Source organism: Nonomuraea sp. bgisy101 (assembly GCF_057708945.1).
The window spans coordinates 125585-140259 of record NZ_JBYITD010000004.1 but is presented as its reverse complement, the minus strand read 5'-3'; the positions used below and the strand labels follow the sequence as shown (position 1 = coordinate 140259).

General features: G+C 71.4%; 13 protein-coding genes. 7 read left to right on the top strand and 6 right to left on the bottom strand.

The annotated features are described in order from the left end of the window. Nucleotides 1–26: 26 nt before the first annotated feature. Nucleotides 27–908, bottom strand: coding sequence for a LysR family transcriptional regulator (locus AC3EO4_RS09140; RefSeq protein ID WP_431894841.1), 882 nt, complete (start codon nt 906–908; stop codon nt 27–29). Nucleotides 909–1037: 129 nt separating this feature from the next. Here AC3EO4_RS09140 and AC3EO4_RS09135 point away from each other — a divergent pair, with 129 nt between their 5' ends. After that, the gene (locus AC3EO4_RS09135; protein ID WP_431894839.1) at nt 1038–2405 is read left to right on the top strand and encodes an MFS transporter; all 1368 of its coding nucleotides are present in this window, start codon (nt 1038–1040) and stop codon (nt 2403–2405) included. 235 nt (nt 2406–2640) lie between these two features. Then, on the top strand, nt 2641–3504 hold the full coding sequence (locus AC3EO4_RS09130) for an ACT domain-containing protein (RefSeq protein ID WP_431894837.1): 864 nt from the start codon (nt 2641–2643) through the stop codon (nt 3502–3504). Between the two features lie 229 nt (nt 3505–3733). On the opposite strand, the gene AC3EO4_RS09125 is transcribed toward AC3EO4_RS09130, so the two are convergent. Beyond that, nucleotides 3734–5872, bottom strand: coding sequence for a GAF domain-containing SpoIIE family protein phosphatase (locus tag AC3EO4_RS09125; RefSeq protein WP_431894835.1), 2139 nt, complete (start codon nt 5870–5872; stop codon nt 3734–3736). A 213-nt stretch (nt 5873–6085) separates the two neighbouring features. Here AC3EO4_RS09125 and AC3EO4_RS09120 point away from each other — a divergent pair, with 213 nt between their 5' ends. The 3 genes from AC3EO4_RS09120 (at nt 6086) to AC3EO4_RS09110 (ending at nt 9440) form a co-directional block, all read left to right on the top strand. Beyond that, nucleotides 6086–6994, top strand: a complete 909-nt coding sequence (locus AC3EO4_RS09120) for a DNA-3-methyladenine glycosylase family protein (RefSeq protein ID WP_379575170.1) — start codon at nt 6086–6088, stop codon at nt 6992–6994. A gap of 101 nt (nt 6995–7095) precedes the next feature. Further along, nucleotides 7096–7887: a DUF1206 domain-containing protein gene (locus AC3EO4_RS09115; RefSeq protein ID WP_431894833.1), complete on the top strand. Its 792-nt coding sequence runs from the start codon at nt 7096–7098 to the stop codon at nt 7885–7887. After that, nucleotides 7884–9440, top strand: a complete 1557-nt coding sequence (locus AC3EO4_RS09110) for a phospholipase D-like domain-containing protein (protein WP_431894831.1) — start codon at nt 7884–7886, stop codon at nt 9438–9440. Before AC3EO4_RS09115 ends, AC3EO4_RS09110 begins: the two co-directional genes overlap by 4 nt. Here the strand turns inward: AC3EO4_RS09110 and AC3EO4_RS09105 are convergent. Next, nucleotides 9417–10097 (bottom strand): phosphatase PAP2 family protein, encoded by a 681-nt coding sequence (locus tag AC3EO4_RS09105; protein ID WP_431894829.1) that lies wholly within the window; start codon nt 10095–10097, stop codon nt 9417–9419. The genes AC3EO4_RS09110 and AC3EO4_RS09105 overlap by 24 nt on opposite strands. Further along, complete coding sequence (locus tag AC3EO4_RS09100; protein ID WP_379575175.1) at nt 10084–10830, bottom strand: phosphatase PAP2 family protein; 747 nt, start codon at nt 10828–10830, stop codon at nt 10084–10086. Before AC3EO4_RS09100 ends, AC3EO4_RS09105 begins: the two co-directional genes overlap by 14 nt. A gap of 96 nt (nt 10831–10926) precedes the next feature. Between AC3EO4_RS09100 and AC3EO4_RS09095 the strand changes: the two genes are divergently transcribed. Together AC3EO4_RS09095 and AC3EO4_RS09090 are read left to right on the top strand one after the other, a co-directional pair. After that, the gene (locus AC3EO4_RS09095; RefSeq protein ID WP_431894827.1) at nt 10927–11805 is read left to right on the top strand and encodes a diacylglycerol/lipid kinase family protein; all 879 of its coding nucleotides are present in this window, start codon (nt 10927–10929) and stop codon (nt 11803–11805) included. A 154-nt stretch (nt 11806–11959) separates the two neighbouring features. After that, nucleotides 11960–12658 (top strand): CBS domain-containing protein, encoded by a 699-nt coding sequence (locus AC3EO4_RS09090; protein WP_379575177.1) that lies wholly within the window; start codon nt 11960–11962, stop codon nt 12656–12658. Nucleotides 12659–12788: 130 nt separating this feature from the next. Here AC3EO4_RS09090 and AC3EO4_RS09085 read toward each other — a convergent pair whose 3' ends face one another. Further along, nucleotides 12789–13892 carry a hypothetical protein gene (locus tag AC3EO4_RS09085; protein WP_431894824.1) on the bottom strand — a complete coding sequence of 368 codons (1104 nt, stop codon included), beginning with the start codon at nt 13890–13892 and terminating at the stop codon, nt 12789–12791. Continuing rightward, nucleotides 13889–14407, bottom strand: coding sequence for a SigE family RNA polymerase sigma factor (locus tag AC3EO4_RS09080; RefSeq protein WP_431894822.1), 519 nt, complete (start codon nt 14405–14407; stop codon nt 13889–13891). The genes AC3EO4_RS09085 and AC3EO4_RS09080 overlap by 4 nt, the downstream gene beginning before the upstream one ends. Nucleotides 14408–14675 lie beyond the last annotated feature (268 nt).

Here is a 14675-nt window from a genome sequence, read left to right as displayed (position 1 = left end):
GCGACCACCGTGAGGGTGCCGGTCGGTCACGGGCAGGCCGCGGCGTAGAGGATGTCGCGTAGGCCTGGCAGGGCTTCCCGGCCCTCTCGCCACACCAGTCTGAGGCTGAGGTCGGGAACCGGAAGGTCCAGCCGGACCAGGCTTCCGGCGTCCAGGCTGTCGGCCACGGCGAACCGGGGCAGCAGGGAGATGCCGAGTCCGTGCTCGGCCCACGCGCGCATGACCGGAACCCCGCCCGCCTTGATCCGTTTGGGCGCGGGGCCCAGCGTCTTGTACCCCGCCATCCAGAACGAGCACTCCGGCACGTTGACCAGCAGGCGCTCGTGTTCGAGGTCCGGCGGCGTCAGGCCGGGCCGGGCGGCGAGGGGGTGGGTGGGGGCGGCCACCAGGACAAGTGGCACGGGATCGAGGTCGACGAATGCCAGCGGTTCCGCGGGAGCGGGGAACCCGAGGCCTCCCAGATCGTCGTCGGAGTCCAGCAGGAGAGCGGCGTCGAGGCGACCGTCGATCACGTCGGCGAGCAGCCCGTCGCGAGCGCGTTCGGAACTGATCTCGACCTCCAGGTCGGGCCGGCGTTCGGCGAAGCGCGCGAGGACCTGTGGCACGTACGAGCCGGCGAGCGTCTCCAGCGCACCCAGGCGCAGCACCTGCCGCTCGCCGCGCACGTCGCGACGGGCCTGCTCGGCCTGATGGAGCAGCCGCCGTGCCCATCCCATGAGGCGTTCGCCGGCAGGGGTGAGCTCCATCCCCCTGGGGCCGCGGTGGAAGAGCGTCACCTCGAGCGAGGACTCCAACGTCCGGATCTGTTGGGAGACCGACGAGGGTGCGAGTTCGAGCGCGATGGCGGCGTCGGTCACCGTGCGGTGACGGACGACCGCCTCGAAGGTCCTCAGTTGGCGCAGTTCCACGCTCAGGCAACCGTGCCGGGCGTTCGGACATTCCGAATGCGGTATGCGGCCGGGCCGGTGGAGCCGCGGGTTCGTCGCCATGCACAGTGATCGCGCCGAATCCCTCTCCTCCTGGGAGCTGTCTCGATCATGACTCTTCCCCAGTCGCCCACCGTGCCCGCGACGAGTACCCCGCGCGGCCGGGCGCCCGCCCTCGCGGGCATCTCACTGGGCTATTTCATGGTGCTGCTGGACATGACCGTCCTGTCGGTCGCCGAACCGGACCTGGCGTCCTCCCTGCGCACCTCGATCGGGGGCCTCCAGTGGGCCACCACCAGCTACACCGTGGCGTTCGCCGCGCTCCTGCTCTCCGCTGGGGCGCTGGCCGATCGCCGGGGAGCCGAGCGTGTCTTCAGAGCCGGGATCGCGGCCTTCGGCCTCGCCTCCCTGCTCAGCGCGTTCGCCCCGAGCCTGTGGATCCTCATCGTGTTGAGGGCGCTGCTCGGCGTGGCCGCGGCCGCCTGCGTTCCGGCGTCCATGGCGATGATCGGCCGGCTCTATCCCGAACCGGCCGCGCGTGCCCGCGCCATCGCTACGTGGGCGGCCGTCAGCGGTGCGGCCGTCGCGGCGGGCCCGATCGCGGGTGGAGCTCTGGTCGGCTGGGCAGGATGGCGTTCGGTCTTCCTGATCAACGTACCCATCGGCCTGATCGTGCTGCTGCTGACGATGGGCCCTGCCGTACGCTGCCCGCGCGGTGAGCGTCGCATCGACTGGCTCGCCCAGCTCGCCGCCGCCCTGGTGCTGGCCCTGCTCACCGACGGCGTGATCGCCGCAGGCTCCGGCGCGTGGTCCCACGCCCTCTGGTCGTCGACCGCCTGTGCGGTGGCGACGGCGGGTTTCCTGACGCTCGAACGACGGAGCCCGGCACCGGTCCTGAACCGGAACCTGTTGCGCGACGGGCGAGTCAGGGCCGGGCTGCTGGCCGGCGCGGCGGTGACCTTCGCGCTCACCGGAGCCCTGTTCGTGCTGCCGCTCCTGCTTCAACAGCAGTGGCACCTGAGCGCCCTGGCGACCGGGCTGGCGTTCCTGCCGCTGACGGTGCCGTTCGCGGTCAATCCGCCTGTCACCGGCAGGATCGTGGCCCGCGTCGGACCTCGCCTGCCGATCCTGGCGGGCCTGACGCTTCTGTCGACCGGCGGAGCGGTGCTGGCCGCCACGATCTTCACCTCCGGCGGATACCCGGTGCTCGCTCTGGGCCTGCTCATCAGCGGCTTCGGCGTCTCGTGTGCGCTTCCCGCGCTGGTCACCGCCATCGTCAACGCCGCCCCTGCGGGAACGGCAGGATCCGTCGGCGGTCTGCTCAACGCCGTGCGCCAGGTCGGGGCCACCCTCGGGGTCGCGGTGATGGGAGCCGTCCTCAGCGCGGGCACCGGATGGGCTCTGCTGACCTCGGCCGCGGTCTGCGCCGTCGCCCTTGCCGTGTTCGCCTTCACCGGCGAGCCGAATGCCGCCTCCTGATCATCGATCCTGCGCGCGGGCGTCCACGCGACGTCATGGAGACGCCGGCGCTCGAACGCGATGTCCGCAAGCTCAAGGACCGGGTCTGACCGAAAGCCTCGAGACCGGCTACCGGCTCTCGCCGCGCGGCGAGGCGGTGACACGGATGCTCGCGCGTCACCTGTGATGACGGTTTAATGCCCGTGCGATTCCAGGGTTCACAGGGGCGTAACACTCCGCGGTGAGACTGGCCGGCATGAGCGATGCACCGAAGGCGATTCATCCGCGTTCCGGGCACGACCGCCGGCACCACGCGCGCTCCTGGTGGCGAGAGATCCTGGAGGTGGCCGTCCTTTTCGTGGCGGTGGGCGTGGCCCACCTGCTCGCCACCCTCCTCGGGCACACCGATCCCGGACCGGTGGTGCTGGTGGGGCTCGGCGCCGCCCTGATCGTCGGCTCGGCCGTCCACAAGCGCCTGAAGACCGTACGGCCGGCGACCGCGCGACGGCGGCCCGGGCGCGCACCCTCGCCGCCTACCGGCGGAGAAAGGAGCGGCGCCATGACGCTGTGGCGGATCCGGATGCGCGTGGTCGAACGCCCGGGCCGCCTGGCCGAGGTGGCGGGCGCGTTCGGTCGGCTGGGCTGCAACATACTGGCACTGCACATCGCCCCCACCGGCAGCAGCGCCATCACGCCGGCAGGCTGCGACGCGCTGGACGAGTTCGTCGTGGAGGCGCCTACCCACCTCACTCCCCGCGTCCTGCACGACGCGCTGTCCGAGGCGGGCGGCCTCGACGTGCTGGTCGTGCCCGCGCAGGTCAAGGACCTGATCGACCCCGGCATCCAGGGACTGCTGCTGGCGCAGCGGGTGCACGGCGATCCCGAGCAGCTCCCGCAGGCGATGGCGGAACTGCTCCGGGTCTCGCAGGTCGAATGGCGCAGGCCGGGCGAGACCGTCGACGAGAACGCCGCGTTCAACAGCACGATGGTGATCTCCGTGCACCCCGAGCGGGCCCTGCTGCTCAGGCGGCCCGGCCTGCCCTTCACCCCGGCCGAGGCCGCCAGAGCCGCCGCGCTGGCCTCCGCCGCCAGGGGCGCCCGCTACAGCGGTACCTCCTGAGATCAGGGGCGGCGCTTCGCGTCAGACCGCCTGACATCCCCCACCGGGGGACGCCGTCACCGTCACAGGCGGCCACAGAACCTTTCCCCGGCACGCCTTTCCGGGGTCGCGCGTGCGTGGGAGCAGGCGCGGCCGGGACGGTGCCGTCTCCTGGAACCGGCACACGAGGGCGGTCGCGGACCGAAAGTGATCTACTTTGTAAAGGCGTCGGCCGGCGACAGGGCGCGGCTTACGGGACAGGCTCGGCCGTCAGCCGCAGCAGGAGCAGGGCGACGTCGTCGTTGCGGCGGCGGGCGCCCTGCGCGCTTCTGATCAGGTTCTCCGCCAGCTCGTCCAGGTGCTGGTCACCGTCGCGTACGAGCCTGGCGCCGAGAGCCGTCAGGCCGTCATCGATGTCGGTCCCCGGCACCTCGATCAGGCCGTCGGTATACAGCACCAGGAGGCTGCCGACCTCCAGCGCGACCTCCGTGCACGGGTAGTCCGTCTCGCGTTCGATCCCGAGCAGGAGGCCCCCGGCCACGTGTATCACCTCGACGCGCCCGTCGGGATGCCAGACGAGAGGTGAGGGGTGGCCGGCCCTGGCTAGGCGCGCCACGCGGCGCCGGAGGTCGAGGTGGACGTAGACGCAACTGGCGAACAGGCCGGGATCGAGGTCGGTGAGCATCTGGTTCGTCCGGAAGAGGACCTCGCCGGGACCGGCGCCGGACGCGGCGAAGGCGCGCACCGCGGTGCGAAGCTGACCCATGAGGGCGGCGGCGGTGACGTTGTGCCCCTGGACGTCGCCGATGATGGCCGCGGCCGTGCCGTCGGGCAGGCGGATCAGGTCGTAGAAGTCGCCCCCGATGTCCATGCCCTCGGTGCCGGGCAGGTAGCGGGCAGCCGCGGCGAGTCCCGGTATGCGGGGAAGGGCGTGGGGGAGCAGACCCTCCTGCAGGCCGCGAGCGAGTTCGACCTTGGCGTCGTACAGCCGGGCGCGTTCCATCGCCTGGGCGATCAGACCGCCCAGCGAGGTGAGCACGGCTCGTTCCTCGACCGTGAAGCGGTGAGGCTCGCGGAAGGCGAGCACACACGTGCCGACGGGGCGGCCGGAGGCGATCAGGGGCAGAAGGGCCCAGGCGGCCATGCCGTCGTCCGGCGCGACGGCCGACGGGTAGATCTTGTACAGCTCTTCCTGCGATTCGAAGAAGTTGGGCACTCCGGTGACCATCGCGCGGATGCTGGGCGTGGGTGAGGTGAGGGAGAGCCGGCCGTACTGCTGGATGATGTGGGGCGGGAAGCCCCGATGGCCGGCGACGCGCAGCCTTCCCTCCTCGGCCGCCAGCAGGGCCACGGCCTGGGCGCCGAACGCGGGCATGATCTGGTCGGCGACGAGATCCACCACATCCTGGACGCCGGCGGCCTGCGTCAGCGTGCTCGCCAGATGGAGGATGTGGTAGATGGCCCCTGTGCGGGTGGGGAGCGCCACGTCGATCGGAACGGTGGCGGCCGTCAGGGCCTGTGACTCCATGGGGGCCGGGTTGATGCGGACGGTGATGCCGGAGATCGAGGGGTACAGGTCGAAGGCCAGCCACTGGTCGGGTGGGCACAGCGCGACGAACGAGGTCGGCCGCTGGCTGATCATCGCTCTTCGGTAGTGGTCCTCGTACACGGGATCGTCCAGCCATGGCAGCACGGTCCAGGGCTGGGCGCCGACCAGTCGCAGGGGTGACTCGCCGAGCAGGGCGGCCCCCTTGGGGCTGATGTAGGTGAGGCGGCCGTTGACGTCCATCGTGCACAGGCCTTCGGGCAGGCGCGCCACCATCGCCCCGAGCACGTCCGCGGGATCGGTGAGCGGCGCCGGGGCGCGCGAGCCGGTGTCCTTCCGCCCTGATGGGGTGCTCTGGGCGAAGTCCTGCAGCTTGTGTGCCAGTACGGCCGCGGCGGCGGTGAGGTGGTCGCGAGTGTGGGCGGGCGGCGGGGGATAGGCGCCCGACCAGACGATGAACATCGCTCCGTGGTCGCCCGCCGCGGTATACAGCGGGAGCGCGGCCAGGGAGTAGTCGTACGGCAGGGCGACGGCGAGCGCCGGGTAGCGACGCACCATGTCCTCTTCGTCGCTCACCCACACCAGTCGCTTGTCCCGCAGCGCGTCGGCCACAGGAATCGGCGCGGTCACGCTCACCCGCTCCCACGGCTGGACGAACTCCCGCGGCAGCCCCTCCATCACCACCAGTTCCAGCACCTGGCCGTCGGGTGACAGGCGGTAGACCCCGCCCGTATGGGCGCCGATCTCCTCCAGCATCTCCGTCAGGCCCTTGGCCAGCGCGTCTCTGTCGTCTCCCCCGCCCGCGGCATCGACCGCATCATCAGGTGGGAACTGCCGCCCCAAAGCCACCACCTCATTCCAGGGTCTTACATATGGGACGTTACCCCGACTGACCTGGACCTTTGGTCATGAGTCCTGACAGGCCCATCTGAACCGGCACCGGCTGAGAGCCTGACGTGGTGAGCGAAAGGTGGCCGGCGAGGGAGTCGCGTCGCCGGCGGCCCGCCGTATTGGCCGGCTGTACGGGGTTGTCCGCAGGCCACTTACCATACGCGCATGACCTCGCACGGATTCACGCTCACGGCCGAGGGCCCGTTCGACTTCGGCGCCTCGTTGCGCTTCGTCGAGGACTGGCCGGCCACCAGCGGGCTGCCCTCCGACGGGCGGGCGCTGCGCTTCGCCTACTGCGCGGAGTCCGACTGGCTGCCGATCGGCGTGACCGTGACGGCCGCGCCTGACGGGGTCGCCGTCGCCACGACGAGGGCCGCGGGACCGGGGATCAGGGGCGAGGTGGCGCGCATCCTGTCCCTCGACGTGGACGGCGCCGGGTTCGCCAAGCTCGGCGAGGCCGACCCGGTGCTCGGTGACCTGCAGCGCAGCCGCCCCGGCCTGCGCCCGGTGTGCTTCTGGAGCCCGTGGGAGGCGGCGTGCTGGGCGGTGATCGTGCAGCGCTCGTCCATGCTCGTCGCCTCCAGGATCAAGCAGCGCATCGCCGAGCGGTACGGCGCGAAGGTCACCGTGGACGGTCGCCCGTACGCGGCCTTCCCTCCGCCCATGACGCTGCTGGAGGCCGGCGGTCTCGGCCTGCCCGCGCAGAAGGAGGAGTGGGTGCGCGGGCTGGCCCGCGCGGCGCTCGACGGGGTGCTCACCGCCGAGCACCTGCGCTCGCTCGGTCCTGAGGAGGCCCTGGCCGAGCTGCGCGCCCTGCCCGGCGTGGGGCCGTTCTCGGCGGGTCTGATCCTGATCCGCGGCGCAGGCGCGCCGGACGCGTTCCCCGGTGACGAGCCGCGCCTGTTCGCGATTCTGCGCGAGATGTACGGCCTGCCGGGAGACGCGCCGGCGGCGGCCTACCGGAGGCTGGCCGAGGGGTGGCGGCCCTACCGCTCCTGGGCCTCCTTCCTGTTCAGGGCGTCCGCCTACGGCGTCATGGACGATCGGGATCAGGGATCGGCGCGAGCGCGGTGAACGCCTGCCGCAAGGGCGATGGGGAGGGCGCTCGCCGGGTGAAGGCCTAGAGCGCGAAATCGAGGGCAGTTCGAGGGTTTTCACGACTCTCGGGAGAATCCATGAGCGAGGCTGAGGTGGTGGCACGCCGGGCGGCGGATAGTCCGGCCATAAACAAGCTGGCGCGGGTGGGGCTGGTTTGTCGTGGTGTGCTGTACGGGTTGATCGGGGTGCTGGCGCTGCAGATCGCCTTCGGCGGCGGGGAAGCGGAAGCCGACAAGGGTGGGGCGATGGCCACGGTCGCGGCGCTGCCGTTCGGGGCGGTGATCTTGTGGATCATGGTCGTGGGGTTCGCCGCGCTGACCGTGTGGCAGGCGTGTGAAGCGATCTTCGGCACGCACGAGCCCAAGGACAGGATCGAGGCGGCAGGCAGGGCCGTGGTCTACGCGTTCATCTGCACCGCGTTGCTGACCATGCTGCTGGCGGGTAAGGGCTCGTCCGACGACCAGAAGTCCCAGGACCTGACGGGCAAGCTGCTCGCGCTCCCGGCCGGGCAGATCATCGTCGGCGCGATCGGGCTCGGCATCGTCGCGCTCGGCGTCTACTGGGTGTGGTGCGGAATCAAGAAGAAGTTCCGCGAAGAGCTCAGGCCCATGCCGCCGCGGGCCCGCACGGTGATGGATCGGCTCGGGCTCGCCGGGTACATCGCGCGCGGGGTCATCGCCGTCGCGGCCGGGATCTTCGTGATCCAGGCGGCCGTCACCTTCGACCCGGACAAGACCAGGGGCATCGACGCGACGCTCAGGTCGTTCGCCGACACCCCTGTGGGGCCCTGGCTGCTGGTGCTGGTGGCGCTCGGACTGCTGCTGTTCGCCGGATACTGCTTCGGAGAGGCCCGCTGGCGGCGGACATGAGGCTCGACGACTGGTTCCTCACCCGCGAGGAGCGCGGCAACGACGCGACCAGGCTGGCGGCCTGGTCCGAGGGGAACCTGGTGCGCCCGCTCGTGCACGGCGCGACCTACTTCGCCGAGCTCCACGCGGGCCTGGCCGGCCTCGGCAAGGACGACCTGCTGCTGTTCACCGACTGGCGCGGCGACCCCGACGAGCGGCTCACGCGGGACGGCCCCACGGTGGCGGCGGCCATGGCAGCGGCGGCCCGCAGGGGGGCGCTGGTCAGAGGGCTGATCTGGCGCTCGCACCTGGACTTCCTCCGCTTCAGTTCGGCCGAGAACCGGCACCTCGGCCAGGACATCGAGGCGGCCGGCGGGCAGGCGCTGCTCGACACCCGGGTACGGCACGGCGGTTCGCACCACCAGAAGTTCGTCGTCCTGCGCCATGACCGCGACCCGGGCGAGGACGTGGCCTTCGTCGGCGGCATCGACCTGTGCCACAGCCGCCGTGACGGCCGCGAGCACCTGGGCGACCCGCAGGCGGCGCCGATGCCGCGCGCGTACGGCCCGCGCCCGCCGTGGCACGACGCTCAGGTGGCGATCAACGGCCCGGCCGTGGCCGAGGTGGAGAAGGTCTTCCGCGAGCGCTGGGGAGACCCGGCGCCCGAGACCCGCCAGCCGGTCAGGCGCCTGCGCGACCGCCTGACCGGGATGGCCGATGTGCCGCCGCTGCCCGAGCCGGGGCCCGCGCCGCCGCGGGTCGGGACGCATGCCGTACAGCTGCTGCGGACCTATCCGCACCTGCGCCGCGCCTACCCGTTCGCGCCGGAGGGGGAGCGCAGCGTGGCCAGGGCCTACCACAAGGTGCTCGGCCGGGCGAGCTCCCTGGTCTACCTGGAGGACCAGTACCTCTGGTCCACGGAGGTGATCGAGCCGTTCGCCGAGGCGCTGGAGCGGGAGCCGGGGCTACGCATGATCATCGTGGTGCCGCGCCATCCCGACCAGGACGGATGGCTGGCGGGTCCGGCCAGCCTGATCGGCAGGGCGGAGGCGCTGACCAGGCTCCAGCGTGCCGGCGAGAGCCGGATCGCGATCTATGATCTGGAGAACCACCTGGACACGCCCGTGTACGTGCACGCGAAGGTGTGCGTGGTCGACGACGTGTGGGCGAGTGTCGGCTCCGACAACGTGAACCTGCGCTCATGGACGTTCGACTCCGAACTGAGCTGCGCCGTGATCGACGAGGAGCCCGACCCGCGCCCGCCCGCCGGGGCGCGCAGGTTCGCCAGGGACCTGCGGCTGACGCTCGCCGCCGAGCATCTGGACCGTGACCCCGGCGACCTGGCCGATCTGTGTGACCCGAAGGAGGCGTTCGAGGCGTTCGCCGAATCGGCCGCGAGGCTCGACGCCTGGCATCGGGGCGGTCGACGGGGCCCCCGCCCGCCCGGCAGGCTGCGCAGGCACCCGCGGCCTGGCCTCGGCCGCCTCCGCAGGACGATGGCCATGCCGCTGTACCGGATGGTCGTGGACCCGGACGGGCGGCCGCCGCGGCTACGTCGGTCGAGCACGTTCTGAGGCCTGCCGCTGCCGTTGTCGCTCGCGCCGGTACAGGACGGCGCGGGCGGCCATCACGACGCAGCCGGCGCCGAGCAGCAGGCCCCAGACGACGTCGGTGAGAAAGTGCATGCCGCGGTACAGGCGGGAGAAGGCGACGGCGAGCGGGGCGGCGACCGCGAGCACCCAGATCGCCACCTGGAGCGCCCGGTTGCGGACGCGCGTGGTCAGGATGAGCGCGACCCCGCAGTAGAACGCGACGGCCGCGCTGACATGTCCCGACGGGAAGCTGGAGGTGGGCGGGGCCGGGTCGAGGTGCTGTACCGGCGGCCTGTGCCGTCCGACGGGCGCGGTGGTGGCCAGGAAGATGAGCGACTGGCTCCAGACAGCCGCGACAAGGAAGACGGATTCGCGCCAGCGCCGGTACACGAGCCGGCAGATGATCGCGACCGCCGCGGTGGCCGCCACGATGTAGGGGGTGTCCGACAGGCTGCTGCCGAAGTCGGTGAGCATGTTCCACAGTGAGGTGCGGTCGGCGGCCAGTGCCCGGCTCATGCCCGCCTCACCGGTAGGCCAGGCAAGGATCAGCTCGCCCACGCCGTAGGTCACTCCGGCCATCAGGAGCATGGGCAATAAGATCGTCGACGCGTAGTACTTCACGTGCTCACTTCCGGTCATGGGTCACCTTCACCGACTCGGGCTCCACTCCCTCGGTCAGCGGCGAGGCGGGCCTGCGGCCCCGCTCGCGCCGCCACGTCTCGAATCCCGCCGTGGTGGCGGCCAGGACGGCCGCTCCCAGCACGATGCCCGCGAGCACGTCGCTGACCCAGTGCACGCCGAGCGCGATCCTGGTGTAGCCGATCGACAACACCAGGAAGCAGGCGACGGCCCAGGCCACGCGCCGCCCCTTCCGGGACAGCATGGGCAGCAGAAGGAGGACGATCACACCCGCGCCGAGCGTCACGTTGACGGTGTGGCCCGACGGGAAGGAGTCGCCCGGCGCGAGCGCGACGGGGTCCGGCAGATGCGGCCTGGCCCGGGCGATGACGATCTTGAGTACCAGGGCGAGCAGCCCGCCCACGGTCACGGTGGTGACCGCCCAGAGGGCCAGCCGTGGCGCGCCCTTGTACAGCAGCCACACGGCGAACGCGATGACGGCGATACGCCACGACCACGGCCCGAACAGGTCCGTCCACACGATGAGCAGCCTGGTCATGGCGGGGTGGTCGAGTGCGTAGTCGTGCAGCTCATGCGCCACCTGCGCGTCCAACCCGTTGACGGGCATCTTGGCCACGAGGAGCAGCAGGGTGAACGGGATCGCGACGAGTGCCACCGCGAGGCTGGCGATCGTCAGCCGCAGCCCCAGTCCGTGGTCACGGTCGACGCGAGCCCTGAGCCATGGGCTCCTCACAGCTGCGGCCCTTCCTCGATGCGCATCTGCGTCGGCTACCCCGGCAGGGGGCGTTGATTCCTGCCTGAAAGCCGGCGCCGGGGGTAGTCGGAGGGCATGTCCCCCACCGTGGCGGTTGTCGCGCACCGCAAGAAGACTCTCGGCGCAGGCCTGGACAGGCTGCGCGTGCTCATCACCGAACAGGACGTCGGCGACCTTCTCTGGTTCGAGGTGCCCAAGAGCAGGAAGGCGCCCAAGAAGGTCCGCCAGGCGCTCGAACAGGGCGCCGACCTGGTGTTCGTCTGGGGCGGCGACGGCATGGTGCAGCGCTGCGCCGACGCGATGGCCGGCTCCGGCGTGCCGATGGCCATCCTGCCCGCGGGGACCGCGAACCTGTTCGCCGCCAACCTCGGCATCCCCGCCGACCTCGAGGAGGCGGTGCGGATCGGCTTCCACGGGCGGCGGGAGAAGCTGGACCTGGGAGCGCTGAACGGCGAGCACTTCGCGGTGATGGCGGGAGCGGGGTTCGAAGCCGAGATGATCGCCGACACCGACGGGAAGGCCAAGAAGAGGCTCGGCAAGCTGAGCTACGTCAGGGCGGCCGTCAGGCACGTCGGCGGTCCGCTGGTGCCGATGAAGGTCAAGGTAGACGGGACGACCTGGTTCGAGGGGCAGGCCAGCTGCCTGCTGCTGGGCAACGTGAGCACGATCGCCGGCGGCATCGAGGCGTTCGACGACGCCCGGCCGGACGACGGCTGGCTGGAGGTCGGCGTCTCCACCGCCCAGGGGCCCGTCCAGTGGGCACGGGTGATCGGCAGGATGACCGCGGGCCGCTCCGACGACTCTCCGTTCGTTCGGATCACCCGCGCGAAGAAGGTGTCGGCCCGGTTCGGCGCCCCGCTGACGTACGAGCTGGACGGCGGGGAACGCGAGTCCACCACCCGGCTCAAGGCCAGGGCCGTCCCCGGCGCGCTCACGGTCTGCCTCCCGCCCTGACCACCCGGCGGCCGCTGCACCACGCCCACTGCCCCGTCGCCGTCGTCCCGGCCGCCTGACGTTCGGGACCTTGGGCCTGACCAGGCGGGACGTTCGCCGGTGCCGTCACGGACAGCGGGCGAGCACGCTGGGAAACGAACCCGAGGAGGCGGCAATGTCCATCCAAGTCAAGGACGTCATGGGTGCGGTGGCCATCGCGGTGGTGGAGAACGCGTCGTTCGCCGACATCGTGACCGCGATGAGGCGCTACGCGGTGGGAGCGGTCACCGTCATCGACGCCGACCGCCGGCCGGTCGGCGTGATCTCGGAGGACGACCTGATCCTCAAGGAGATCGACACCGTACGGCACACCGTCACCATCTTCGAGAGCGGCAGGACCCGTGCCGAGCACAAGAAGGCCGCTGCGACGCTGGCCGCCGAGCTGATGACCTCGCCCGCCATCACCGTCACCCCTGACACGCCGCTCAAGGACGCCGCCAGGACGATGCACGACAGCCGGATCAAGCAGCTGCCCGTGATCGACCTGCTCACCGGGCGCATGATCGGCACGCTCCACGAGGCGGACGTCTTGCGGGTCTTCACCCGCCCCGCCGAGGAACTGGAGGCCGACATCAGGCAACTGGCCGGCGACGGCTTCTCGATCACCGTCGACAGGGGCATCGTCACGATCGGCGGCCGGGTCGAACGCGCGTCGCAGGCCATCGCGCTCGTGGAGAGGATCAGGCGGCTGGAGGGCGTCGTGGACGTGGTCTCCGAGCTGGCCTGCCCAGGGGACGACCTGGCCGAGGCGGGACGTCCCGATCCGCGCTCGGCGCCGACGCGACGGTCGAGTTCCGTGATCCGCGGGAGGTGAGCGATCCGATCCGGGAGGCGGGCAGACGCACCCGGCTGCCCAGGAGCCGGGTCGGGTCGGCGGCGCGGATGAGCGCGGTGAGACCGCAGGCGTCCGTGAAGGGAACGTGCCGGAGGCTGCCCTGGTGCTGTCAGCTGCCCGCGACTCCAGGGAGTGTCGTGTACATCCCCTTGGCGGGGTAGCGGGCCAGCGGCCGGGACTGCCCGGTGTTGACGTCGACCGCGTAGGTGCCCGCGAATTCCCTGGTCAGGTAGACGATCGTGACCTCGGACTGGCTGTGCCAGAGGCTGGTGTTCGAGACGCCGCCGTCCTTCGGCAGGCCGCGGACGGCGACCTTCCGCAGGGTCCGCCCGGTCGTGGCGTCGAGAAGGCTGAGCCGTGGCTTCTTGATGTCCTGGAACTCGAAGGCGGCCACCGTGCGTCCGTCCGGGGCGAGTTCGCTGAAGAAGATGAACGCGCCGTCGAAGCGGACCGGCCTGCCCCCGCCGGTGACGGGCATCAGCCACAGGTCGGTCTTGACGTAGCGGACGAGCGCGGCGACGCCGTCCTTGACGCTGACCGTCTCGTACGTGCCCTGCACCGGCACCGTCCTGCCGGTCCGCATGTCGATCAGCATCCCGGGCTCCTTGCTGCCCTCCCTCGGGTCGAAGACCACGTGGCGGCCGTCGTCGGAGACCACGAGCATCGAGCCGGGGCCGATCCGCTCCTCCTTCACCGTGACGGAGGAGGTCTGCTCGGTGCCGGTCATCAGGTCGCGGACCACGTGCGCCTGGGCCTGACGGCTGTAGTAGGCGAGCAGGCGCCCGTCCCTGCTGATCGCGACGGGTACGTGCGACTCCCTGGTGGTCCTGACGAGCGCCTGGGGTACCCGGTAGGTCGTGCCGGTGCGGGTGACCACCCGCCACTCGACGGCACTGCAGTCGGCTCGCCGCCGTTTCGTGTCGATCACGCAGGGCGTGCGGTAGGCGTGGCTGAGCGGCCCGACCTTGCCGTCGGGCAGGTCGGGTACGGTGGCCACGTCCTGCGGCGTGGCCGTGTCATCGCCGCGCGGACCCGGCGGCTCCCGCAGCGCCACGGCCGCCGTCGTCACACCCAGCACCGCGACCGCCGCGATCGCGGCCAGCGCCAGGGTGGTCCGCCGCCTGCGCCGGTGGCCGGCGATCGCCAGGTCGGCCAGACTCACCAGGGGAGCCTCGTCGGCGATGTCGTTCAGCGCCTCACGCAGCCGCGTCATCGGGCCACCTCTCTGAGCTCGGAATCGGACAGCAGGTACGCGAGCTCGGGCGCGAGCGCGCGCAGGCGGGCCAGCGCGTGGTGGGCCTGGCTCTTGACGGTGCCCACCGAGCAGCCGAGCGCCTCGGCCGTCTGCGCCTCGGTGAGGTCCTCCCAGAAGCGCAGCACGATCACGGCACGCTGCTTGGGCGTCAGCTTGGCCAGCGCCTGGCGCAGCACGATCCGGTCGAGTGCGGCCTCGTCGTAGGAGGCGCCGCGGTCCGGAGGGTCGGCGCTCGGTAACTCGGGGCGCGGCCTGCGCCACCAGGAGATGTACTGGTTGACCAGCGCCTTGCGCGTGTACGCCTCCGGATTGCCGCCTCTGGACAGCCTGGGCCAGTGCCCCACGACCTTGATCAGGACGCTCTGCAGCAGGTCCTCGGCGAGGTGGGCGTCTCCCGTGAGCAGGTACGCGGTCCGCATCAGCGCCTGCTGGCGGGCGAGCACGAACTCGCGGAAGCCGTCGTGACGATTCAATGTGATCTCCTCTCGCCTGTTCCCAACGCGACTCGTCGGGAGAAAGGTTGCAGACGTTTTCCTCGTGACGGCGATCGGTGTCCCCGCCGAGGTCCGGCACGGCGCGGTTTCGGGGGAAGGGCGAGAACGGCCGGTGGAGTCGCGGCGCGCCTGACAGCCGCGCACGCCACGCAGGCCGGAGAGTGCTCCGGCTCGCTCATCGAGCACATCCCGATCAGCACCTACGGCCACCTGGACGTTTACTACGACTCCGGGACCAAGCGCAACT